Source organism: Bacillus sp. RZ2MS9, from assembly GCF_001816185.2.
Classification (GTDB): domain Bacteria; phylum Bacillota; class Bacilli; order Bacillales; family Bacillaceae_G; genus Bacillus_A; species Bacillus_A cereus.
The window spans coordinates 4,598,285-4,619,961 of sequence record NZ_CP049978.1; the positions used below are offsets into that span (position 1 = coordinate 4,598,285).

Sequence of the window (21,677 nt, forward strand, 5' to 3'; positions counted from 1 at the left end):
CCATTAGGTGAACCTCTTATTTTTTTGAAATTGCGGGTATTGATTAAAATTATATCAGCGATTTTCCGAATATATCGGCGCAACTCAATTTATATCAGCGATTTCCCAATTATATCGGCGCAACTCAATTTATATCAGCGATTTCCCAATTATATCGGCGCAACTCAATTTATATCAGCGTTTGTTTAAATATATCGACTTACCGACAAAACCCGACAATAAAAAAGAGGCTGCTCCAATAAATATGATGGAACAACCTCCTATTTTTATGCTTCTATACTCGTTTTCCGTTCTACTTTTTCTACGATATGCCCTTCCTCATTCCACTTCACAGCGCGATAATATGCGTCATGGTAAAACGTAAACCATGCCTCTTTTTCAGCACCATACTTCATCCACTTTTGCTTATTTTCAATCGAGGTCATCGGATAATCGTCGTATGCCATTACCCATAATACATTTTGATGTGCGTGCGTCGGTAATAGGTCTGCTAAATGAAGCATCGTTTCCCCATGGCTTTCTAAAGCAATAACTGCATGTCCATCACTATGACCACCTGTATGCACCATTTTTATTTCATCTGTAATTTCTATTTCTTGCTGGAACGTAACAACTTGATCTACAATCGGCTCCCAATTTTCCTTCCAATATGTATTACGGGATCTAATATTTGGGTTCCTCATTTCATTCCACTCTGTTTCACTTACGTAAACTTTCGCGTTCGGAAACGCTGGTACAAGGTGATCACCTTCCCATTTTGTTAAACCAGATGCATGATCAAAATGAAGGTGCGTCATTAAAACATAGTGAATATCTTCTGGCTTTAATCCTAGTTTTTCTAATGATTCATAAACCGATGATTCTTCTGTTACACCTTGATTCCGCTTCATCTTCTCATTCAATTTACCGTTTCCTATTCCGGAATCAATGAGCATATTTCCGTCTTTCGTTTGCAAAAGTAACGGATCTGTTCGTAAATAAATATGATTTGTATCATTATGTTTATACTTACGTGACCAAAGTACTTTCGGCACAACACCAAACATCGCTCCCCCGTCTAAATGTGTATTCCCGCCTTTTAACCACGTTACTTTTATATCTCCAATTTGTAACTGTTCCATTACACATCCCCCTTTCAATTAATCTTAACATAAAATTCTGATTATTTTAGATGTAAAAAAACCTATGCATTACTGCATAGGCTCTGTACGATATTTTGCTTCAACTCGGTAAATACGATGACCTTTACTAGAGAATTTCTCTTCGTATTCAGTCATGATGTTACCTTCAAAGTCGCTGTTATGAAGATCTAAGCTTAAGTACGTTAGTAACATACCATACTCAGCCATACTCATAAGAGAATATTCAAATAGACCTTGGTTATCTGTTTTGAAATGAATTTCTCCGCCTTCTACTAACACTTCTTCGTAATTACGTAAAAATGTTTTATACGTTAAACGACGCTTCGTATGACGTTTCTTTGGCCATGGATCTGAGAAGTTTAAATAAACGCGATCAATTTCACCTTTCGCAAAGAAAACTGTTAAATCTTCAGCATCTTTATTAATTAACTTTAAGTTTGGTAATTCTTCTTCAATTAATTTATCAAGTGCATCTACAACAACACTTGTGAATTTTTCAATTCCAATATAATTAATATGTGGATTCGCTTTTGCCATATCATACATGAAGCGGCCACGACCTGTACCTACTTCAATGTGAATTGGTTGTTCGTTTCCAAATACTTCTTTCCAGCTACCAGCGCGCTCCTCTGGGTTTCCGATTACGATATGTGAATATTCATTAATTCGATCCATTGCATACGGTTTATGTCTTAAACGCATAGATGTTTCCCTCTCTTTACATAGCTATTTTAAAGGAATAATTCCTTCTTTCTTTTTTAATCAATCTACCAAACAAAAAACCAAGTACGTACGAGCACTCGGTCCGTTTCTTTCAAGTATAAGATGTACCATTTTGATAAAAACTACATACAGCATTAAACATTCCATGACGAAACAGCTTTTTCTCTTACATTTGAAGAGAAAAACAATCGAAAGGATGATCCGTTCATGCCAATTAATCAACAACATCAATTAGAAGTGCTGAAAGATATTTTAGTCAACCACCAAAGTGATTGCTGCGGGACAGTTTCAGAATGCGAGCAATTAGAGCGCCTCATTCAATCGTTACTCGCAAACGATAATATAAGTAGTGACGCTAAAACAATGCTAAACGATGTATATTCTTATAGTCAATCGGGTAAATCTTCCTCTAATTTGGACAACCATATTTCCAATAATCAAGAACAACTTACTCAGTGGATTGCTGGAATGGACAATTTTTCTTAAGTATTATTCTGAAGCAAGTAGTTGCTGTAAATATTGATGCCAATATTCAGCTTCTGCTTGCTGTTTTTTTGTTGTATGCCATTGAATAGACAAAATCGTTTGTGCTATCACATACCATCTCATACGCCTAAGCAGCGATTCATCCATTTCAATATCATAATAACCGAGCCACTCACTCCACTCCTGGCGCGGAATGTACCAATATAATAACATACCGAGGTCTAGAGCTGGGTCAGCAATTACAGCTCCATCCCAATCAATTAAAAACAATTCATCTTCATCCGACAATAGCCAGTTGTTATGGTTTACATCACAATGGCATACAACGAATTCATTGTATTCAATAGCTTTTAATGAATCCATTAAATATTGAAGGCCTTGCTGAATTGTTTCATCATCCCTTATATCTCCTCTTAAAACGAGTTGCAGTTGTTGTAATAACTCTTGTGCGTGAAGCGGCTGCTTCCCAAGTCTTTGAATCATCTGTACAAGCGCTTTAGAGGAGTGTATTTTCTTCAAAAGTTTCGCAACACGTTCTAGTTTCATATCCTCTGGCTCTAGCTTCTGTCCCGGAAGCCATTTTTGAGCAGAAATTACATCACCATTCGTTACCCTTCTTGTCCAAAGTAATTTTGGAACAATTCCTTCTGCTGACAATACCGCTAAAAAGGGCGATGTATTCCGCTTTAAAAATAACTTCTGTTGTCCGTTTTGCGCAATATATGCATCGCCCGTTACTCCACCAGCCGGTACAAGACTCCACTCTTTTCCTAATAATTGTTCCAACCATTCCATATTCATTACCCGTTAACAAATCCTTATCTTTTATAGTTATGAAAAGAAAAACCGCAACATTTCTACACATGTTGTGGATTCATATATTTTACTGTAAATGAAAAGAAAAATTAGCCTAAGCCAAAAATCCTCTATTTTATTTTACAAAACCTGTCATAGAATGACAACTTATCAAAATCGTCACCTTTGTCAATTCTACATTTATTACATTCTCATCGTCAAGTAGCGATTTGTCACATTATCGTCAATATATACGTGCTAATTGGAGCGAGCCTAAGTTCCTTTCCTCTAAATGAAGAAATTGGCTCTATTTTCGCTTCGTTTTCGTTTACTAACACATGCCACGTTGCTTCTTTCGGAAGTTGCACAGTTTTAGCTTCTAAACCGCTATTAAATAAGACGATAATCTCTTTCCACGGCCCAAACGATTCTGCATGCTCTAGGTGATATGCAAGTACTTCTGTAGATGTTTGTAAAAAAGTCATATGTTTTTTTATAAGGTCTGCATTTTGTAATCGGAATGCCCCATGCTCTTTACGAATCGCAATTAAACCTTTTATATAGTTAACGGTTTCTATCTCTTTCTCTTTTTGATCCCAATCTAATTGATTGATCTCATCATTTGCATTATAACTATTTTCATTTCCTTTCTTCGTACGATAAAACTCTTGCCCTGCGTGTAAGAAAGGAATGCCTTGTGAAAGAATAACCATTGCGCTCGCTAATAGGTGACGTTTTTTCAAAATCGTTTCTGATTCTTCATTACTGCGCACTAGTTTATCCCACATCGTCATATTATCATGACATTCTACATAGTTAATGCTTTGCGCCGGCTCTAAAAACAGCCCTGTTTCTTTCATACTTAAAAGACTTCCTGCTGCAATATACTGCAAATGATTACAGTCTACATGCCCACCAAATGCAAAACCACGCTTATTTATATGAAATGTACTCCCTTTTATCCCATCACGAAATTGATCATTAAACTGCGCGATATGTGGCATTTTCTTCGCATTATTTAACGTTGCTTTTTCCTCAAGAGGAAGCGGTGTTTGTAAATCCCATCCTTCTCCTAATAACAAAGCATCTCGTTTTATGTTTCGCACTTCTTTCTCTATCATATTCATTGTATCAACATCTAAAATTCCCATTAAATCGAATCGGAATCCATCGACATTGTATTCAGTAAGCCAATATAAAATAGACTCTACAATGAATTTCCTCATCATTTTCCGTTCAGATGCTATATCATTTCCGACTCCCGTCCCATTAGAAGGCATACCATCTTCACCATGACGAAAATAGTATCCTGGAACAAGCTTCTCAAATGATGATAGCTCTCTTTCATAAACATGATTATATACAACATCTATAATCACCCTAATACCTTGTTCATGAAATGTTTCAATTAGTTGTTTGCACTCAACTATCCTGTTATACGGATCAGAGGGGTTTGTAGCATAATATCCTGTTGGTGCATTGTAATATAATGGATTGTACCCCCAATTATAGGCAGAAGAAGGATTCGCCTCATCCACACCACCGAAACAATATAAAGGCAATAATTCAACATGCGTAACGCCTAAATCTTTTATATGAGACAAACCTGTCAATGTCCCATTTCGTCCTGTTGTTCCTTCTTCCATTAGCCCTTTATACGTCCCTTTTTTACTCACTCCACTGTTCGGATGAATAGTAGCATCACGAATATGCAATTCATACAATATGGCATCTGTCATTGCTTGTAATGGTGGTAATTGCTCTCGTTTCGTTACAGTCGTCTTTTCTAAATCGATAACAATGCCATACTTTCCATTTACAGTCACTGACTTTGCGTAAGGATCCACCGCTTCGTTCCATATTAAATTAATACAAACAAGAAATGTATAGCGTGCTCCGTCTAAATCACCTTGTAATGTTTGAATCCAAACTCCGTTTTCTCCCCTGTACATTTCATGATCGGCATATTCTTTATCGCTCTTATAAATTCTTACTTTCGCGAGCCTTGCAGTTGGGGCCCATACTTTAAATGTCGTTTCTTGTTTTTGATACACAGCACCTAAATCTGTACCTTCGTAATAATACTTTTCATCGAAAATTTTTGTTCGAATAACAGCACCTATTTGTAAATCAGTTTCTTCATTCCGTTCATCTCGTACTGTATAATACTTCCCCACATCTAGCGGCTCTTCTATAAAGCACTCATACTTCGTTGCATCTGGAAGCGCAATAGTATGAGCAATCGGTAAATCTTTCACATTACTTCCTTCTTGCAAACGAAATGTCCGACTTGTTCCATACGCATGTGGGAGCAAAATTGTAATTTTATTCATTTCATCTAAATAGGCATCAAATGGACGTTTTACTTTCAACATAAAAAAATCACCATCATTCTCAAAGTTAAAATAAAGTGAAACTTTAATGAGCGAGAAAATTTTTCCATCCTCACTTATTATTAGCCTTCACCAATTAGGCGAGATAAAATGAGCTGCAAATGATAAGGCTTTTCTTATCAACAAGACTCTATACAGTAACTCCATTCTTCTCTATAGTATATTCACCTGCATAAAAAACGTTTTCAACATTCTATTTTTGTAATTTTATTTCAGCAATCGATTTATACTTCGGGGTTTCTTTCACGTGGGATTCGTATAAAGTAATTGTATCTGCTTGAAATGATATTTCAGGCACTTCTTTTATACTTTCTAAACGAAACTTTTCTTCTCCTATCCATTTACGAGCAACGGTAATATGTGGGTGATACGGGCGTATTTCTAGAGAAAATCCATTTTCTTCACAAATGGCATGTACTTGCTTTTGCAACTGAAACAAATCGTGATTCTCACTTACCTTCGCCCAAAAAATACGGGGCTGATCTTCCCTACCAAACGTTGAAAAACCTTGTAACGTGAACGATAGTTCTTTTGTTTCTGCAACTGTTTGTAATCCATTTTTTATTCCCTCTAATTGTTCCTCCGTTGCACTCCCTAAAAATGAAAGGGTAATATGATAGTCTTCTTTATGTACCCATGAACGAAATTGTAATTCCTCTTGCATGTCCTTTTTATAGTTATACAGCATTTCTTTTATATGATTCGGTAACGTAATTGCGACAAAATAATGCAGTTCCATGTACATCTTCTCCTTCTTTCTATTGTTGCTTTTCTTTCTTATCTCATTCAGGTAAAAAGAAGCCGCTCTCCAAAATAGAGAGCGGACATTATTTATATATCCATTACTTCGCTAATTCATGAATTGCTTGCGCGTAAATTGCTGTTGCTTTTAATAAGTCTTCAATTTCGATATACTCATCTTTTTGATGCGCAAGTTCTTCTTTTCCAGGGAATAGCGGGCCAAATGCCACACCAGCTTTTAATGAACGAGCATAAGTACCGCCGCCGATTGCTAATAGTTCTGCTTTTTCACCTGTTTGTTCTTCATACACACGTTGTAACGTACGGATTAATACGTGATCTTTATCGACGTGATGTGGGCGAGAATTAGAATAGTCAGCCACTTCAAAACCATGCGTACCAACATATTCTTTCAACTTCACAATTGTTTCTTCAAAGTTAGTTGTAACTGGGTAACGTACGTTTAGCCCTAAGTTACCACCGTTTTCTTTCGTATAAGAAATGCGACCGACATTCACTGTTAACGGACCGCTAATTTCATCTTTATAAGCAATAGTAGCTTTTTCACCAAAAATATCACCAGTAAATGTTTCTGTTGCAAATGTCGCAAATGCAGTTGCTTTTCCATTAAGTGAAACTGTAGTTAAGAAGTTTGCTAATAATAAACCTGCATTTTCTCCTTTTTCAGGAGTAGATCCGTGCGCTGAAATTCCTTCTATTTGCAACGTCACTGCATTTCCTTCTATAGTCGATTTCCCTATTTTTTTAGCAGTTTGTAAATACTCTTCATATGCTACTGTAAGTGCATTTACATCTTCTCCTGTAATAACCGCTTCTGCAAAATCAGGAACCATATTTAAACGGCGCCCTGAATCAAATGAAACAAGTTCATATGTACCTTTTTTCTCTTCACTACCATTTTGCACAACTTGTATATCAGAAATTCCTTTTTCTGCATTAATAATTGGAAAGTCTGCATCTGGTGCAAAACCGATTGTTGGCATTTCTTCATTTTTAAAGTAGTGATCTACACATTTCCAATTACTTTCCTCATCTGTTCCTATAATCATACGAACACGTTTTGAAAGAGGTAAGCCTAATTCTTTCACAATTTTCATCGCATAATATGCTGCCATCGTTGGGCCTTTATCGTCAATTGCACCACGTGCAAAAATCTTTCCATCGCGAATATCCGCACTATATGCAGGAGTCGTCCAGCCATCTCCTTCTGGTACAACATCAACGTGACAAAGAATGCCTACTAACTCTTCTCCTTGTCCCATTTCAAGATGACCTGCATATCCTTCTAAATTTTTAGAAGCAAAACCTTCAGTTTCTCCTTTATGTAACATGAAAGATAAAGCTTTTTCTACACCTTCACCGAATGGTGCGCCCTCTTTCGCCGATTCTTCTTCCCATACACTTTTAATTTGTAAAAATTGTTGTGTATCACGAATTAAATCATCTTTTCGTTTCGCAACTTCTTCTGTCCAATTAATTGCTGACATCACGCATCCATCCTTCACTATATTGTTTCTTTCATCATAACAAACCGAAATCTCTTATGCCATACACGAAAACTAAATACCGAACAATTGTAATATTTCAGATATTTCTTATTAGTTTTTCTTTTATTTTTTCAAAAAAATTTGCAGGAATTTGGCGTTTTACGTAGAATTTTATGTGTTAGTTGACTGACCATATATACAATGTCAACTACCAATATTTTTCTATATGAATATTTGTTAAATTTCTGTAAAATTTAAGTAGATTAAAGCATGAATTTTATCATGTAGAGTACAATGGTAGTAACGACCTTCTTTCCTGAATGGGGTCAAAAAAACTAGTAGAGGAGTGGTTTTCTCTTGAAACCTACAACTACTCGTATGCTAACACGCATTAAATCAATTTATATGTACATCAATGAAAACGGAACGGTAACGACGAAAGACCTTGTAGATGAGTTCGGGATCACACCGCGAACGATACAACGTGATCTAAATGTGTTGCAGTTTAATGAACTCGTGTATAGCCCTTGCCGCGGTAAGTGGACAACAACAGGAAAGAAAGTGAGAATGACCTCATAATGAAAAATAATTGTATGTAAATAAATACATACCCCTTTCTAATAATTAGAAAGGGGTCTTTTCTGCGCCTATAAAGGTACTACTTTTCAGTATCTACTTGATATGTTTTTAACATTTCTACTTCTTCATCTGTTAGCTCTCGGTATTGTCCAAGTTCTAGTTCTTCATCTAATACTAACGGACCCATCTCTGTTCTCTTTAGGTAGACTACTTTTTTCCCTACCGCTTCAAACATACGCTTCACTTGATGGAATTTCCCTTCCGTAATCACAAGCTCAATTTCAGAAATATCATCGCTTTTCAATATTGTAAGTGCACCTGGCTTTGTTTCATAGCCATCATCTAAAATAACACCTTTAGCAAACTCTTTTACATCCTCTTCTGTTACTACTCCTGCAACGTGTGCATAATATTTTTTCGGCACATGCTTTTTCGGAGATAATAATTGATGTGATAACTTCCCATCATTTGTTATCAATAAGAAACCTTCCGTATCGATATCAAGTCGTCCAACTGGGAACGGATCAAAGATTGCATCTTCTAATTCTAATAAATCTATTACTGTTTCATGATTATCATCTTCCGTCGCTGAAATAACACCTTGTGGTTTATGCATCATTAAGTAAACAAATTCTTTGTATTCCACAACTTCACCGTGAATCATAACTTCTTGCTCTTCTACATTTACATGAACTTTCGCATCTTTTACTGGCGTTCCATCAATTTTCACAACGCCGTCTTTCAATAATTTCTTTACTTCTTTTCTACTTCCATATCCCATATTTGCTAATAATTTATCTAATCTCACGTTTTTCACCTTCTTTATTTATCATAGAAAAGGGGACGTAATTACGCCCCTCTTGATTTCAACTTTATTTTAAATCTACTACCAAGTTTACGTTGAATTTTATCTAATGCTTCTCCGCCAAATACTCTTTCAAGTACTCCTGTGCGAATTGCTAACAATCCGTAAACAAGACCGCCAATACCTGCACAAATTGCAACTGTTATAAGAGCACCAATACGGCCATCAGGCGAAATCATGAAGGATAGAAGCCATTGTGATAGTTTTACAGCAACGACCATTATAAGTGTTAGTACTGCAATTTGGAATGTTCTTTTATATACAACACCGAATGAATAGTGTGCGTATTTTTTAATTTGTTGATTTGTGTACCAAACAGAAGCTAAGAAACCAACTGCTGTTGCTAGAATTGCTCCTACTGTACCGAAATAACGAATAAAGATTACGTTACATACAAATTTCAAAATAACGCCCATTATAAGCGCAATAATCGCATGCTTCTGCTGGTTAATACCTTGCAGGATTGCCGCTGTTACTGTAAATAAAGCGAATAACAACGCAACTGGTGCATACCACATTAATACTTGTCCACCTAGTGGATCTGAATCGTAAAACGCAGTATAAATTGGATATGCCAGTGAAGAAATACCGACAACTGCTGGCAATGTTAAAAACATATTCGCCTGGAATGTTTGTGTAATTTGTAATTTCAAATAACGGTATTGTTTTTCAGTAAATGATTTTGTAATTGCTGGTACAAGCGTTAAACTAAACGCTGTTGCAAGTGATACAGGAATCATAATTAACTTATGCGTCCACATTGTGAAAATACCGAGAGCTCGCTCTGCGATATCCCCTTGACCAATCGCCTGCATAATTGAGTTAAATGTCAATGTATCAATTTGTTGATATAAAGGAATTGTTAACCCAATTACAACGTAAGGAATCGCATATGCAAATAACTCTTTAAACAATTGAACGGTGCTTACTGTTGATTCTGGTACAGTTTGTTCAATTAAATATTGATCCAAATATTTTTTACGTTTTAGCCAGTACCAAATTAACACACCGAGTGCTCCAACCGCTGAAACGAACGCAGCAAATGTCGCTACTCCAACTGCTGTTGCAACTGTACCGCCAAGTACTTTAATAACGATAAAACTACCTGCTAATAAAAAGACGATACGAATAATTTGTTCAATAATTTGTGAAACGGTAGTTGGTCCCATAGACTGGTGACCTTGGAAATAACCACGAATTAAACTCGCTGCTGGTACAACAATAAGTGCGAAACTTACAAGACGAATGATCGTCGTAACTTCTCCTACATTATTGTGTATACTTTGTTTACCAAGCATCGCTTCTGCAAACAATGGCGCCGTCATGTACAGTACTAGGAACGAAAGAACTCCTGTTACTATCATCATAACCATTCCCGAGCGGAACATTCTCCGGCTCGTTTTATAATCGCCAAGCGCATTATATTTGGAAACAAATTTTGAAACAGCAAGTGGCACACCTGCCGTTGCGATACTTAAAAAGATCGTATATGGAATGTATCCATATGTATAGAGCGTTCCGCCTTCTGTTCCTACTAATGCATGAAACGGAAAGACGTAAATCATGCCTAAGAACTTTACTAAAAATGTCCCTAGCGTAACAATAAGCGTTCCGCGCAGAAATTTCGAATCGGACATACAAAAATCCTCCTACATCTACATAAAGTGAAACTATAATTAGTTGGAGACTTCTCTCCTACTCCTTATTAGTTGAACCATTCGAGCATTTACAGGCTAACAGACTCCCTATTTACTTCTCCTAAATCTTGAGGTTTTAGTCTTATCGCCTACAAATGGCAGGATAGTGCTGAACTCTAACTTTTGTATTGTACCACAATTCTCTCATTAAGCAGTACTTCACTCTATTTTTCTTTTAAGGGAAAACATGCTATTCTTTTAGGCAGGAAATGTAGAAAATGAGGTCGATATATTATGCATTATGATGTTATTGTCATCGGCGGCGGTCCTTCTGGGCTAATGGCTGCAATTGGTGCTGCAGAAGAAGGCGCAAATGTCTTACTTCTTGATAAAGGAAATAAACTTGGGCGTAAACTTGCAATTTCTGGTGGCGGACGCTGTAACGTAACGAACCGTCTACCACTTGATGAAATTGTTAAACATATACCAGGAAACGGTCGCTTCTTATACAGCGCTTTTTCTATTTTTAATAATGAAGATATTATTACATTCTTCGAAAATCTTGGTGTTAAATTGAAAGAAGAAGACCACGGTCGCATGTTCCCTGTGTCAAACAAAGCACAATCTGTTGTAGACGCACTTTTAACACGATTAAAAGACTTAGGTGTAAAAATTCGTACAAATACGCCTGTTGAAACGATTGAATATGAAAATGGTCAAACGAAAGCAGTTATACTGCAAACAGGTGAAGTGTTAGAAACAAATCACGTCGTTATCGCTGTTGGCGGAAAATCAGTTCCTCAAACTGGATCTACTGGAGACGGATATGCTTGGGCTGAAAAAGCGGGTCATACAATCACAGAATTATTCCCAACAGAAGTACCTATCCTTTCAAACGAGCCGTTTATACGTGACCGCTCATTACAAGGCCTTGCTTTACGTGATATAAACTTAAGTGTATTAAACCCGAAAGGAAAAGCTATCATTTCTCACAAAATGGACATGCTCTTCACTCATTTCGGCCTATCCGGACCCGCTGCTCTTCGCTGTAGTCAATTCGTCGTGAAAGCACTGAAAAAGTTTAAAACGAATACAATACAAATGAGTATTGATGCATTGCCAGAGGAAAATAGTGAGCAACTATTCCAGCGCATGCTGAAACAAATGAAAGAAGATCCGAAAAAAGGAATTAAAAACGTTTTAAAAGGTTATGTTCCTGAACGTTACTTCCTATTCTTATTAGAAAAAAATGAAATTGACGGTAGCGAACAAGCTGGACAAGTTTCTCACGAAAAGATTCGTGCACTTGTGAAAGACTTTAAAGAGTTTACTGTGAATGTAAATGGTACGCAGTCAATTGAAAAAGCATTCGTTACTGGCGGCGGTGTATCCGTGAAAGAAATTAACCCGAAAGAAATGTCTTCTAAATTTACGAACGGCTTATATTTCTGCGGAGAAGTTCTTGATATTCACGGTTATACTGGTGGCTATAATATTACATCAGCCCTTGTTACTGGTAGAATTGCCGGAACGACAGCTGGAGAAAACGCGAAAATGCAGTATTAAAAAAAGAAACAGGGATTCCTGTTTCTTTTTTTATAGGTACATGAAATTATACGAGCAATTCCACAAATATATCAGCGATTCCGCAAATTTATCAGCGATTCTGCAACTTATATCGGCGATTTTCCAAATTTATCGACTTACCGACAAGAAGCGACAAATATCTGCTCCATGTAACTTTCCATTGCTTTTTTGTTGCTTTATTTACCTTAGTACCTTTATATTTTATATTGTTGAATATTTAAAAAAGGGTAAGGGGAAAACAAATGAGAAAAAAAGTCATGATGTCTTTAATGTTAATGACGTTTCTTTCTGCGGTAGAAGGAACGATTGTTAGTACAGCAATCCCTCGTATAACGAGTGATTTGTCAGGCGTCGAACTTGTTAGTTGGGTATATGCAATTTATATGCTTGCAACAGCTGTTTCGACTCCAATATACGGAAAGCTCGCTGATTTATTTGGCCGTAAAAAAGTTTTACTGATCGGAGCTACAATCTTTTTAGTCGGTTCTGCACTTTGCGGAGTCGTTACATCGATGGAACAATTAATCTTTTTCCGCGCGCTTCAAGGTATCGGTGCTGGTGCTGTTATGCCAATCACAATGACGATTATTGGAGACTTATATAGCGAAGCGAAAGACCGCGCGAAAGCACAAGGTTGGATGAGTGCCGTTTGGGGTGTATCCGGTGTTATCGGACCGTTAGTAGGTGGATTTTTAGTTGATTCCCTTTCTTGGCGCTATATTTTCTTCCTAAACGTTCCATTCGGAATTATCGCTTGCTTAATGATTGCAATTTACTACAAAGAATCTATTAAACCTGCTAAGCATCATATCGATTATCTTGGTGCAACAGTCTTCTCATTAAGTACAATCGCTCTACTATATGCATTATTAACAGGTAGCAGTAAGCAAAACTGGGGAGACATGACAATTATCGGCCTATTAATCTTTGCCGCTATTTCATTTATTATTTTCTTATTCATCGAGAAAAAATCTCCAGAACCATTAATTCCGCTAGCACTTTTCTCTAACCGTACATTATCTACGATAAATATATTAACTCTTATTGCTGGCGCAATGATTATTAGTATTACAATGTACCTTCCAATTTGGAGCCAAGGTGTATTAGGGAAAAATGCTACAGAAGCTGGACTTATTTTAATGCCAATCCCTGTTATGTGGACATTTGGCGCTATTTTCTCTGGTAACTTAGTAGGCAAATTAAAAACGAAACAAATCATTTTACTTGGAGCTAGCATTTTATCAGTCGCTACGTTCTTATTATTTACACTATCAACAAATTCACCATCGTTCCTTATTTATGTAGCAGTCGGATTATTCGGCTTAGGAATGGGGCTTGTGACACCGATTTACATGGTAACAATTCAAGCAGCCGTACCAGCTCATACACGCGGAACAGCCGTTGGTTTAAACACATTTATTAATACATTCAGTCAAACGTTAGGTGCTGCAATCTTTGGAACAATCTTTAATACGATGATTCATGCACGCGGCATTAAAAACCTTGATCTTGTATCTGGTGGACACGGCGGGACTACAGCAAGTGTAGCCACTGAATCACAATCCGCATTAGCTGCAAGTGTACACGTTATTTATATGAGCACTTTCGTATTAGCAGTATGTACATTAATTATCGGTTGGCTTTTATTAAAGCCAGCTACACAAACAAGTGAGCAACAATAAAAAGGATGACCATTTTGGTCATCCTTTTTTTATTCTTCATTCTCCACAATATGTTTCAGCATGGATAATTTATTATCCCAAAAACGTTCATAATATGAGAGCCACTGTTGTAATTCTTCTAATGGTTCTGGATGCAAACGATATATCTTCTCTCTTCCGCTTTTTCTTCCACTTACTAAATTCGCTTCCGAAAGAATATGAAGGTGCTTTACAACCGCAGTACGACTCATCGGAAAATGATCCGTTATTTTGGAAATCGGTAACTCTTTGTCACTTAATAACCGTATTACTTCTCGGCGGGTTGGATCAGCAATTGCTTGAAATACATCATATTTCGCTGCTGACGAGGACACTTAGCCTTCGACAACCTTTTTCAGTTTTTCATTTACAATCGCTACCCAACCACCGCTCATTCTATCGCGAATAATAGAGCTCTTCGCATTTGCTTTCGGAAGAATTTCATCAGGATGTTTCCAGCCGCCGTGAATTAACGTAAATTCTGTTTTGTTATCTCCTAAGTCTTTCAAATTAAATGAAACAACCCAGCCATCTGTATCCCATGAGAAAGATAAATAGTTTGGCTCATCAATCTCTAACACTTTACATGGTGATGGCCCAAATGGTGATTGCACATGAAATTCATGTCCTACCTCTAATACAAAATCATTTGGCATAAACCATGACGCAATCCCTTCTGCAGTTGATACTACACTCCATACCTTTTGAATAGACGCGTTAAAAACAATTGTTTGTTTAATATCATTTAATGTATTTTGTTGTTCCATTTTCATTCTCCTTTACTCGGCGTTACAACATAACACCTTTTGGTTATACTTCGATAATATAACACCTTTTAGTTTCATGTCAACGCCAATTCTTTTACTGTTGAGAAATTCTCAACATTTTTTCAACAGGACAAACACCCTCTTAGCATTCCCTCATAATATACTCACAAAGGCAATACAAAATAAAAACTTCTCTCAACATGAAACTCCATCATTCATATTGAAAGAAGCGCCTTACTTATATCATGCGTACTTCGTCTCTCCTCCTTCCCTCAAGGGACAATACGCGAGATATGACAAATCAGAAGGAATATGCCCACCATTTGAGTAGGTAGTTATTTCTCTTCTCCTCAACATTTCCTCAGGAGCGAAATGACTACCGACTCACTTTTTTCAAACAAAAATAAAAAGGGGATGAAAGCTATGTTCTATTGCATTAACTGCTCTGATATTCATCATGAAAAACATCCGAATGATAAAGTATTCAAAAACGGTTTTTATATTGATCCATTTTTAGGTGATCGTTATCACCTTGGTATGTGTAAAGATGCCCAAAATCATGAAACAGGGGAGCCTCTTTTAACGACAAAGAAATTAGGCACACCCCAATCTATTATGAACGTATTACCGACACATGTTGTCCCAACATAAAACATAAAAAAGAGCTGGGTGAGCCAGCTCTTTTTTATGCTTTATAAACGATCATTGCTGAAAAACAATAAATTTGGTTTTCATCGTCGTTAATGGAAACACCAACTTGATACTTAATATCTACAAAGTTGCTATCATCAATCTTTTTCAAAAACACATTCACAGCGTCTTCTAAGTCTTTTTCGTGACTTTCATCAAAAACTTTCACACGAATCATGTTAACACCATCCTAGATCGCAGCCCTCCGCCGCTTGATTATTGCCACGGTGCGTATCTATGATGCGATAAAACTTTCCATTCTCATATATATATCCGTCTTCTAACACATATTTTTTATCTTCAGTATAGACATAAAACTTACCTATCATAAATTTACTCGTATATAATTCCAAATAATTTGGTCTAAATTTAGCTACAACTTTATTTGTAATATCAATTTTTATTGTGCGCCCCACCTTCTCTCCCTCCTTTGCAAAGAACGGATTTAGGTATATTGTATTAGCGCTTTTACATTTTATGCTTAAAAATAAGTGGATATGCCCTCTTTCTCACCTGTACTATTTTTCTAAAAAAATCACTATAAAGTGAAACTTTAATCAGCCCGACCACCCACCTAACTTCTTTGCTTTCGCTGAATTTTGAGGTGGGGGTCTTATTGCCCGTTAATGCGGGATAAATAAGTTCAAAAAAAACATAAAAAAAAGCACTTCACCTTATTGACTCTAATATAAATGTTATGTTATTATATAAAATTTGACATTTTTACATACGTATGCTATCATTAAAAGTGGTTACCACATATGGAGGTGGATGATTTGTTTCAAATTGGTGATAAAATCGTTTATCCAATGCACGGTGCAGGAATTATCGAAGCAATTGAAGAGAAAGAAATATTAGGTACTTCACGTCAATATTGTGTGATACGCATCATTAGTAAAGATATGCAAGTAATGCTTCCGATGGAACAATTAAAAAAATCAGGTATTCGTTATATCGTTGATCGAGGTACGTTAGATGATATACTTCTTGAATTTCAAAACGGGGAGTCAGACCCATCACTCTCATGGAAACAAAGATATACAATGAATATGGAAAAAATGAAAAATGGCAATTTACAAGATAGCGCAGAAGTGGTTCGGGATTTACTTCGCCGTAATAAAGAGAGAACATTAAATGCGAGCGAAAAACAAATGCTAGATAATGCACGAAAAATGATGATCAGCGAAGTCGCGCTCGTACAAAATGTTACTGAACATCAAGCAACAGAATTTCTTCAAGATACAATTAATCATTAAATTTAAAATAGCTGAACGCTATTTTTTTTGTAAAAAAGGACAAAGAGATAACACTCTTTGTCCTTTTCATATTACCCACGCCCAGCTTGAAACGATGGGTATAAAGTCATTCCACCATCTGCAAATAACGTAATTCCAGTTACGTAACTCGCCTCTGATGAAGCAAGCCAAGTTGCTACTGCTGCGATTTCTTCAGGTTTTCCAATATAGCCCATCGGTATCATACTTTCTACGTCAGCACGTTTTTTAGGATCAGCAAACTTTTCGGCATTAATTGGCGTATTAATTGCACCTGGCCCAATATTATTTACTCGAATACCTTTTGGCGCATATTCTAACGCTAGCGTTTCTGTCATCAGTTTAATGCCACCCTTACTTGCTGCATAGTGCACAAATAGTGGCCACGGAATTTTCTCATGAACACTAGACATATTAATGACAGACCCTTTAATATCATGTTCTACAAAATATTTAATCGCTTCACGACTTCCTAAAAAAGCACCTGTTAAATTTGTATTAATTACCCTATTCCAATCTTCAAGCGGCATTTCATGCGACGGTACCGCGTTTTCTATCCCTGCATTATTAATCATAACGTCAAGCGTACCAAACTCTTTCACAGCAGATTGAATGAGATTCACAACATCTGATTCGACGGTTACATCACCTTTTACAGCAATCGCTTCGCCGCCTACCTTTTTAATTTCTTCTAACACATCATTCGCTTCTGATTCTCGTGAGCGATAATTAATAACCACTTTCGCTTTTTCCTTAGCAAACCTCACTCCCATCGCTCTTCCGAGACCAGTTGCTGATCCTGTAATAACGACAACTTTCCCTGCTAAATCACTATACATTTCCATACCTCCTTTAACTTTTGGCTATACCTAACATAATTCCGGCTGCGATAATAAAAACGATACCGACAACGATACCCGTTAATTGACGTTTCGTTTTCTTTTCACCTAATATAAGGATCCCACCAAGCGTGGAAATAATAATTCCCATTTGCGATAGCGAGAAACTTGTTGCGACTCCAACACGCGGCTGTGAAATGAATAAAAACATATTTCCAGCTGCCCAAATTAATCCTGGAATAATATTGCGAATTGCATATTTATTAAATGGATGATGTTTAAAGGTAAGCAAAATCCCACCTAACACCATACCAACTGCTTGTGGCAACAAAGCCGACCAGCCATCTACGTTAAATAACCTAATTACTACTACGTAAACTAAATAACCGACTGTTGAAATTAATAAAATTACGATACCTCTTTTAAAGTTTGCTGCTTGCTCTGCATTCTTTTCTTCTTCACTTTGAAGCGATGTTAAAATAACACCGATAATAATACAAACGAGCGCTAAAATCCCAAGGACGACCGATATTGTCGTGGACCATTCATGAAATACGATAACGCCAAATAAAGTCGTCGCGACTAATTGAAGTCCTGTTGAAATTGGCATCGTCCTCGAAACACCCATTAAATCAATACTTTTCAATTGATTTGCCTGACCAAGCGCCCAAAATAAACCTGACACAACTCCAACTCCGATAACGGTAGGTGTTAATACTGGCTTCATAAAAATATAAACAACAATTGAGAAAATAAGTGCTCCAAACGTTGTTCCGAGCGTTTGACTATACGGGCCCCCGCCCAGTTTTACGTTAAATAGCACAATACTTCCCCAAAATATAGCTGGTAAAATCGCTAAAAATATATCCATCACTCATTACCTTTCTTTACTAAATGCCATAGATTATCACTCTAAGTCGTTAGAGTGAGCTTTTATTTTTTCTTTTTCCCGTTCACAAACTTTTTCTGCAATAACGTCAGAAACATTCTTTTCTCGCTCCACTTTCTTTATCTTTACGTGATCTAAATGATCTTCCAAAGTAAGCGTAACTTTATCGTTCGGCGGATTATGCGCTCCTTGAAATGTAAGAAATTGTAGCTTCACTTCGTATCTAGGAACAAATTCATCTTTCTTGCCGAGACGCTTTATATCTATAACTGAAGCACATTCATATTGATCTTCTGTCACTTGTCTAATAACTGAATAGTACCTATTTGATAATGCACTCTCTAAAAGCTGTTCTCTTGATTCTTTCGCGAAAGAATCGCTTGGAGAAGAGAAAAAGGCCACACATAGCATTGTGATAACTACACATATTTTTTTCATAGTTCCCTCCTTGTTCTATAGATTAGTGTTCTCAAAACTGCCATAAAAAAACGACTTTCCCTATGTAGGAAAGTCGTTTTAATAAATCCAATATTAACCACCACTCACTGGTGGAATTAGTGCAACAACATCACCAGATTGGACCCTGTCATCTTCATTTGCGTATTCTTCATTAATCGCAACCATAATTGGCTCTGAAACTGGTACATTATATTCGTTCGCAACAACATCTTTTAACTGTGCAACCGTAATATTTTCTTTCTCTATTTGTAATTCACTTGTCCCGGCTTCTTCTTGCAAGTGCGCAAATAACAATACTCTAATCATACTTATAGCTCCTTCCCAGGCTCTCCCGCCGGATATGGTGTTTTTTCTAATTGATCACCAATCCATGAGTCACCATCTTCCCAAAACTCCTTTTTCCAAATCGGAACAATTTGTTTTATGCGTTCCATAATATATTCGTTCGCTTCATAAGCCGCTTTACGGTGTGGTGTTGAAACAGCAACAACAACCGCTATATCAGAAATTTGCAACGTACCGATGCGATGTGTAATCGCAACATATGTACCTGGCCATTTCTCTTTCACTTCCAAGCCAATTTTCTCTAGCATCTTTTCTGCCATCGTCTTATAAGCAACATACTCTAAGTATAATGTACGACGCCCTTTCGTAAACTCTCTAACCGTTCCAATAAATGTTGTAACAGCACCGCATTCACGTCGAATTACTTTCTTCGTTACTTCTTCAATTGAGATTTCTGTATCAATTACTTCATAATATGTATTTATCATTTCGCACTCCTAACCGTTTGTAAAAACCAGTCTATGTACAACTCTTCTTCTGTTATATGAAATACTTTATATTCTTCTCGTATATTTGCCGGAACATCATACCACGTAATAACCGCCACTATATTTTCTACTTTATGTAAAAGCTCAATGTCTTCCGCAGAACGAAGTAACACTACTTTCGAGTAATTCTCTTTTTTATAGCCTTCTATTAAAATTGTATCCACTTCAAAAAACTCATATAAGCGAATAATTTCTTGCAAGGACCATTTCTTTCTTAGTGAAGAAAGTGAAAGCAATCCAGCACCTTCTACACTACTTACGACAGCACCAGCTTTACGGTGTCTTTCGCTATCTTTTTGCGCTACTTCTGGAAAGCCTCCGTGCCCGTGATGTTTAATTGTAGCAACTTTCATTTTTCGTTCAGCTAATGCATGCACCACTTTCTCAACAAGTGTTGTTTTCCCGCTATTTTGATATCCTACTATTTGTAAGATTGAAGGGGCTTTGCCCATGGCCAATCACATCCCTCAGAGTGCTCTAACAATAATACGGATACTTTCATTCCGGTCTCAAATCCTCTCGTTCCTCCAGGTAACACGATAAAAGCATTCGCATCTGCAAGTGAAGATACCGCACTCGATTTATCTAAACCAACTGGCATCGCTTGTAACGCCCCGTCCACAATTGTTACGTTCGCTCTTACGAAACGAGTAAATGGATTTGGCTTTGGAAAATCTTTTTGTAAAATAGCATCCGCTCTATATACGTGAGGTTCCTTCGCATACAAATACGTTTTTATAATTGGATGCACAAATAATTCAAAGCCTACATAACAAGCAGACGGATTTCCTGATAAACCAAAGAGTAACTTTCCATCAACTTCAGCTACTGTCGTTACACTTCCGGGCCTCATGGCTATCTTATTAAAGAGTACATTTGCCTGTAACCTTTCATAAATAGCTGGTAAGTAGTCATAATCTCCTACTGATACACCGCCTGTTGTAATTAAAATGTCGACCTCATCCACCGCTGATTGAACAGCTGTAAAACATGCATCTAACTCATCCGCGAGTTGACCATAATAACGAACTTTCCCGCCAGCTTTCATAATTTGAGCTGCGATCATATACGAGTTACTATTTCTAATTTTCCCCGGTTCTAACGGTTCATGTACTTCTAATAATTCACTTCCTGTCGTTACAATACCGACAACAGGCTGTTTTACAACTTTCACAGTGCTATATCCAAACGTTGCTAATAAGGCGGCAACACCTGGATTAATGGCAACGCCTTTCTGAACGAGAACTTGATTTTGTTTTATATCTTCTCCTTTAAACGACACATTGTCACCGTTATTAAAAGGGCGTTTTAACTTCATATATGTTTTCCCGTTCTTCTCAAACCCTTCTGTCAGCTCTAGCATTACGACTGCATTGCAATCTTTTGGAATAGCTGCTCCTGTCATAATACGAACCACCTGAAAAGATCCTACTTCTTCTGTAAAAACAGAACCCGCCCCGATTTCTCCTATTACTTCAAATTCAACTGGATTCTCTTGAGTTGCTTCTTTCGTATCTTCTGCTCGAATGGCGAAACCATCGTAAGGGGAACGATCAAAATGAGGAACGTCATGATCTGAGACAACATCTTCCCCGAGAATTCTCCCGTAACTTTCCGTAATAGAAATTTCTTCTACTTCACCATGCTTTGCATATTTCATTACCCGTTCTACTGCCTCAGCAACTTGAATTGGAATTCGTTTTTCTACCATCGTTTCTCACCTCATATTTGCAATTTTTTTTATCTCGATTAAACTTTATATATTCAATA

At 36.9% G+C, this 21,677-nt stretch carries 25 protein-coding genes; 6 read left to right on the forward strand and 19 right to left on the reverse strand.

The genetic code is table 11. From position 1 onward, the window contains the following. Positions 1–266: 266 nt before the first annotated feature. A complete protein-coding gene (locus BHV55_RS23460; protein WP_000436862.1) occupies positions 267–1,121 on the reverse strand; it encodes a YtnP family quorum-quenching lactonase in 855 nt (284 codons plus the stop codon). A gap of 69 nt (positions 1,122–1,190) precedes the next feature. Beyond that, on the reverse strand, positions 1,191–1,844 hold the full coding sequence (trmB, locus tag BHV55_RS23465; protein WP_001239385.1) for a tRNA (guanosine(46)-N7)-methyltransferase TrmB: 654 nt from the start codon (positions 1,842–1,844) through the stop codon (positions 1,191–1,193). A 228-nt stretch (positions 1,845–2,072) separates the two neighbouring features. Between trmB and BHV55_RS23470 the strand changes: the two genes are divergently transcribed. Next, complete coding sequence (locus BHV55_RS23470; RefSeq protein WP_001122235.1) at positions 2,073–2,351, forward strand: YtzH-like family protein; 279 nt, start codon at positions 2,073–2,075, stop codon at positions 2,349–2,351. A gap of 3 nt (positions 2,352–2,354) precedes the next feature. On the opposite strand, the gene BHV55_RS23475 is transcribed toward BHV55_RS23470, so the two are convergent. The 4 genes from BHV55_RS23475 to pepV all read right to left on the reverse strand — a co-directional run bounded on the left by BHV55_RS23475 (position 2,355) and on the right by pepV (position 7,788). After that, on the reverse strand, positions 2,355–3,152 hold the full coding sequence (locus tag BHV55_RS23475; RefSeq protein ID WP_001986674.1) for a phosphotransferase family protein: 798 nt from the start codon (positions 3,150–3,152) through the stop codon (positions 2,355–2,357). Positions 3,153–3,379: 227 nt separating this feature from the next. Further along, entirely contained in the window at positions 3,380–5,521 is a 2,142-nt protein-coding gene (gene pulA, locus BHV55_RS23480) for a type I pullulanase (RefSeq protein WP_048568523.1), read from the reverse strand. Positions 5,522–5,732: 211 nt separating this feature from the next. After that, positions 5,733–6,278, reverse strand: coding sequence for an RNA 2',3'-cyclic phosphodiesterase (gene thpR, locus BHV55_RS23485; RefSeq protein ID WP_000418996.1), 546 nt, complete (start codon positions 6,276–6,278; stop codon positions 5,733–5,735). 103 nt (positions 6,279–6,381) lie between these two features. Then, positions 6,382–7,788 carry a dipeptidase PepV gene (gene pepV, locus BHV55_RS23490; protein ID WP_048568524.1) on the reverse strand — a complete coding sequence of 469 codons (1,407 nt, stop codon included), beginning with the start codon at positions 7,786–7,788 and terminating at the stop codon, positions 6,382–6,384. A 357-nt stretch (positions 7,789–8,145) separates the two neighbouring features. On the opposite strand from pepV, the gene BHV55_RS23495 reads away from it, so the two are divergent. Then, positions 8,146–8,367, forward strand: a complete 222-nt coding sequence (locus BHV55_RS23495) for a DeoR family transcriptional regulator (RefSeq protein WP_000805512.1) — start codon at positions 8,146–8,148, stop codon at positions 8,365–8,367. A 79-nt stretch (positions 8,368–8,446) separates the two neighbouring features. On the opposite strand, the gene BHV55_RS23500 is transcribed toward BHV55_RS23495, so the two are convergent. Continuing rightward, positions 8,447–9,175: a pseudouridine synthase gene (locus tag BHV55_RS23500; RefSeq protein WP_001234947.1), complete on the reverse strand. Its 729-nt coding sequence runs from the start codon at positions 9,173–9,175 to the stop codon at positions 8,447–8,449. 41 nt (positions 9,176–9,216) lie between these two features. Beyond that, complete coding sequence (locus tag BHV55_RS23505; protein WP_001284029.1) at positions 9,217–10,869, reverse strand: putative polysaccharide biosynthesis protein; 1,653 nt, start codon at positions 10,867–10,869, stop codon at positions 9,217–9,219. A gap of 294 nt (positions 10,870–11,163) precedes the next feature. Between BHV55_RS23505 and BHV55_RS23510 the strand changes: the two genes are divergently transcribed. Together BHV55_RS23510 and BHV55_RS23515 are read left to right on the forward strand one after the other, a co-directional pair. Beyond that, a complete protein-coding gene (locus BHV55_RS23510) occupies positions 11,164–12,435 on the forward strand; it encodes a BaiN/RdsA family NAD(P)/FAD-dependent oxidoreductase (protein ID WP_000558859.1) in 1,272 nt (423 codons plus the stop codon). A 263-nt stretch (positions 12,436–12,698) separates the two neighbouring features. Beyond that, a complete protein-coding gene (locus BHV55_RS23515) occupies positions 12,699–14,138 on the forward strand; it encodes an MDR family MFS transporter (RefSeq protein WP_001228022.1) in 1,440 nt (479 codons plus the stop codon). A gap of 29 nt (positions 14,139–14,167) precedes the next feature. On the opposite strand, the gene BHV55_RS23520 is transcribed toward BHV55_RS23515, so the two are convergent. Both BHV55_RS23520 and BHV55_RS23525 read right to left on the reverse strand, forming a co-directional pair. Continuing rightward, the gene (locus BHV55_RS23520) at positions 14,168–14,491 is read right to left on the reverse strand and encodes an ArsR/SmtB family transcription factor (RefSeq protein ID WP_000098837.1); all 324 of its coding nucleotides are present in this window, start codon (positions 14,489–14,491) and stop codon (positions 14,168–14,170) included. Continuing rightward, entirely contained in the window at positions 14,492–14,923 is a 432-nt protein-coding gene (locus BHV55_RS23525; RefSeq protein WP_000437770.1) for an SRPBCC family protein, read from the reverse strand. A gap of 423 nt (positions 14,924–15,346) precedes the next feature. Between BHV55_RS23525 and BHV55_RS23530 the strand changes: the two genes are divergently transcribed. Next, entirely contained in the window at positions 15,347–15,574 is a 228-nt protein-coding gene (locus BHV55_RS23530; protein ID WP_000498988.1) for a DUF3973 domain-containing protein, read from the forward strand. Between the two features lie 34 nt (positions 15,575–15,608). Here BHV55_RS23530 and BHV55_RS23535 read toward each other — a convergent pair whose 3' ends face one another. Both BHV55_RS23535 and BHV55_RS23540 read right to left on the reverse strand, forming a co-directional pair. Continuing rightward, positions 15,609–15,791 (reverse strand): sporulation protein Cse60, encoded by a 183-nt coding sequence (locus tag BHV55_RS23535; protein WP_000621751.1) that lies wholly within the window; start codon positions 15,789–15,791, stop codon positions 15,609–15,611. 1 nt (position 15,792) lies between these two features. Then, entirely contained in the window at positions 15,793–16,029 is a 237-nt protein-coding gene (locus BHV55_RS23540) for a DUF2553 family protein (RefSeq protein ID WP_000533804.1), read from the reverse strand. A gap of 345 nt (positions 16,030–16,374) precedes the next feature. On the opposite strand from BHV55_RS23540, the gene BHV55_RS23545 reads away from it, so the two are divergent. Then, positions 16,375–16,869 carry a CarD family transcriptional regulator gene (locus BHV55_RS23545; protein ID WP_000451446.1) on the forward strand — a complete coding sequence of 165 codons (495 nt, stop codon included), beginning with the start codon at positions 16,375–16,377 and terminating at the stop codon, positions 16,867–16,869. Positions 16,870–16,940: 71 nt separating this feature from the next. On the opposite strand, the gene BHV55_RS23550 is transcribed toward BHV55_RS23545, so the two are convergent. From BHV55_RS23550 to moeA, 7 genes are all read right to left on the reverse strand, one after another. Then, entirely contained in the window at positions 16,941–17,726 is a 786-nt protein-coding gene (locus BHV55_RS23550) for a glucose 1-dehydrogenase (protein ID WP_000286673.1), read from the reverse strand. Positions 17,727–17,739: 13 nt separating this feature from the next. Further along, the gene (gene glcU / locus BHV55_RS23555) at positions 17,740–18,597 is read right to left on the reverse strand and encodes a glucose uptake protein GlcU (protein WP_000350861.1); all 858 of its coding nucleotides are present in this window, start codon (positions 18,595–18,597) and stop codon (positions 17,740–17,742) included. 36 nt (positions 18,598–18,633) lie between these two features. Continuing rightward, entirely contained in the window at positions 18,634–19,053 is a 420-nt protein-coding gene (locus tag BHV55_RS23560) for a DUF3888 domain-containing protein (protein WP_000717679.1), read from the reverse strand. A gap of 93 nt (positions 19,054–19,146) precedes the next feature. Further along, a complete protein-coding gene (moaD, locus tag BHV55_RS23565; RefSeq protein ID WP_000621778.1) occupies positions 19,147–19,380 on the reverse strand; it encodes a molybdopterin converting factor subunit 1 in 234 nt (77 codons plus the stop codon). A 2-nt stretch (positions 19,381–19,382) separates the two neighbouring features. Continuing rightward, positions 19,383–19,847 carry a molybdopterin synthase catalytic subunit MoaE gene (moaE, locus tag BHV55_RS23570; protein ID WP_000611226.1) on the reverse strand — a complete coding sequence of 155 codons (465 nt, stop codon included), beginning with the start codon at positions 19,845–19,847 and terminating at the stop codon, positions 19,383–19,385. After that, positions 19,844–20,359, reverse strand: coding sequence for a molybdopterin-guanine dinucleotide biosynthesis protein B (gene mobB / locus BHV55_RS23575; protein WP_000513645.1), 516 nt, complete (start codon positions 20,357–20,359; stop codon positions 19,844–19,846). The genes moaE and mobB overlap by 4 nt, the downstream gene beginning before the upstream one ends. Then, positions 20,329–21,618: a molybdopterin molybdotransferase MoeA gene (gene moeA, locus BHV55_RS23580; protein WP_000229696.1), complete on the reverse strand. Its 1,290-nt coding sequence runs from the start codon at positions 21,616–21,618 to the stop codon at positions 20,329–20,331. The genes mobB and moeA overlap by 31 nt, the downstream gene beginning before the upstream one ends. Positions 21,619–21,677: the final 59 nt, after the last annotated feature.

Excerpts from the sequence above, each read along its gene's own strand:
- BHV55_RS23460 (WP_000436862.1), bottom strand. The coding sequence starts at position 1,121 with ATGGAACAGTTACAAATTGGAGATATAAAAGTAACGTGGTTAAAAGGC.
- trmB (WP_001239385.1), bottom strand. The coding sequence starts at position 1,844 with ATGCGTTTAAGACATAAACCGTATGCAATGGATCGAATTAATGAATAT.
- BHV55_RS23470 (WP_001122235.1), top strand. The coding sequence starts at position 2,073 with ATGCCAATTAATCAACAACATCAATTAGAAGTGCTGAAAGATATTTTA.
- BHV55_RS23475 (WP_001986674.1), bottom strand. The coding sequence starts at position 3,152 with ATGAATATGGAATGGTTGGAACAATTATTAGGAAAAGAGTGGAGTCTT.
- pulA (WP_048568523.1), bottom strand. The coding sequence starts at position 5,521 with ATGTTGAAAGTAAAACGTCCATTTGATGCCTATTTAGATGAAATGAAT.
- thpR (WP_000418996.1), bottom strand. The coding sequence starts at position 6,278 with ATGGAACTGCATTATTTTGTCGCAATTACGTTACCGAATCATATAAAA.
- pepV (WP_048568524.1), bottom strand. The coding sequence starts at position 7,788 with ATGTCAGCAATTAATTGGACAGAAGAAGTTGCGAAACGAAAAGATGAT.
- BHV55_RS23505 (WP_001284029.1), bottom strand. The coding sequence starts at position 10,869 with ATGTCCGATTCGAAATTTCTGCGCGGAACGCTTATTGTTACGCTAGGG.
- BHV55_RS23510 (WP_000558859.1), top strand. The coding sequence starts at position 11,164 with ATGCATTATGATGTTATTGTCATCGGCGGCGGTCCTTCTGGGCTAATG.
- BHV55_RS23515 (WP_001228022.1), top strand. The coding sequence starts at position 12,699 with ATGAGAAAAAAAGTCATGATGTCTTTAATGTTAATGACGTTTCTTTCT.
- BHV55_RS23525 (WP_000437770.1), bottom strand. The coding sequence starts at position 14,923 with ATGGAACAACAAAATACATTAAATGATATTAAACAAACAATTGTTTTT.
- BHV55_RS23530 (WP_000498988.1), top strand. The coding sequence starts at position 15,347 with ATGTTCTATTGCATTAACTGCTCTGATATTCATCATGAAAAACATCCG.
- BHV55_RS23535 (WP_000621751.1), bottom strand. The coding sequence starts at position 15,791 with ATGATTCGTGTGAAAGTTTTTGATGAAAGTCACGAAAAAGACTTAGAA.
- BHV55_RS23545 (WP_000451446.1), top strand. The coding sequence starts at position 16,375 with ATGGAGGTGGATGATTTGTTTCAAATTGGTGATAAAATCGTTTATCCA.
- BHV55_RS23550 (WP_000286673.1), bottom strand. The coding sequence starts at position 17,726 with ATGTATAGTGATTTAGCAGGGAAAGTTGTCGTTATTACAGGATCAGCA.
- glcU (WP_000350861.1), bottom strand. The coding sequence starts at position 18,597 with ATGGATATATTTTTAGCGATTTTACCAGCTATATTTTGGGGAAGTATT.
- BHV55_RS23560 (WP_000717679.1), bottom strand. The coding sequence starts at position 19,053 with ATGAAAAAAATATGTGTAGTTATCACAATGCTATGTGTGGCCTTTTTC.
- moaD (WP_000621778.1), bottom strand. The coding sequence starts at position 19,380 with ATGATTAGAGTATTGTTATTTGCGCACTTGCAAGAAGAAGCCGGGACA.
- moaE (WP_000611226.1), bottom strand. The coding sequence starts at position 19,847 with ATGATAAATACATATTATGAAGTAATTGATACAGAAATCTCAATTGAA.
- mobB (WP_000513645.1), bottom strand. The coding sequence starts at position 20,359 with ATGGGCAAAGCCCCTTCAATCTTACAAATAGTAGGATATCAAAATAGC.
- moeA (WP_000229696.1), bottom strand. The coding sequence starts at position 21,618 with ATGGTAGAAAAACGAATTCCAATTCAAGTTGCTGAGGCAGTAGAACGG.